This is a genomic window from Haloferax sp. Atlit-6N (assembly GCF_003383195.1).
In the GTDB taxonomy this organism is placed as follows: Archaea; Halobacteriota; Halobacteria; order Halobacteriales; family Haloferacaceae; genus Haloferax; species Haloferax gibbonsii.
On record NZ_QEQJ01000077.1, the window covers coordinates 1 to 658 of the forward strand.

Annotated in this window: 1 protein-coding gene; it reads right to left on the reverse strand. The window is 70.7% G+C overall.

Going from position 1 to position 658, the window contains the following annotated elements; translation table 11 throughout:
- Positions 1-658 (reverse strand): ammonium transporter (locus DEQ92_RS21230; RefSeq protein ID WP_147299545.1); only part of this gene is annotated, 658 nt, incomplete at both ends.

A 658-nucleotide genomic window follows, 5' to 3' on the forward strand; every position in this document is an offset into this window, starting at 1 on the left:
GACGCCGTGTTCGCCCTCGTCGAGGCCTTCGCTCTCTTCGCGCTCGCTCACGCGGAGGCCGACCAGCGAGTCCAGCGCCACGAGCGCGACCGCCGAGGCGGCGATCGTCCAGAGCGCGATGACGCCGACGCCGGCGACTTGGAGCACGAACTGATTGAGCGCGAAGCCACCGACCGCGAAGACCGGGATGAGCGCGGTGCCGACCGCGCCGGCGACGCCGTGGACCGCGAAGACGCCGCAGACGTCGTCGATCTTCAGCTTCTCCACGGTGAAGTGGAACGCGGGCAGGACCAGGAAGCCGCCGAGGCCGCCGAGCAGCGCGCCGCCCCACCAGGTGACGTGCGGGACTGCGACGGTGACGGCCACGAGGCCGGCCAGGAGGCCGTTCGCGGTCCAGAGCGGGTCAGGCTTGCCCTGGTAGCGCGCGGAGGTCAGCATCGCCATTGCACCGCCCGCACCCATTCCGAGGGTCGTCACGAGCGCGACGCGACCGAGCGCGGCGCCCATAAACGTGAGGCTGCCGTCCTCGACCGCGAGGATGGTCGCCTGCGTGCCGACGTTGAAGCCGTACCAGCCGAACGCGAGGATGAACGTCCCGAGGACGGCCAGCAGCATCGAGTGGCCCGGGATGGGCTGGCTGTTACCGTTCTCGTCGTAG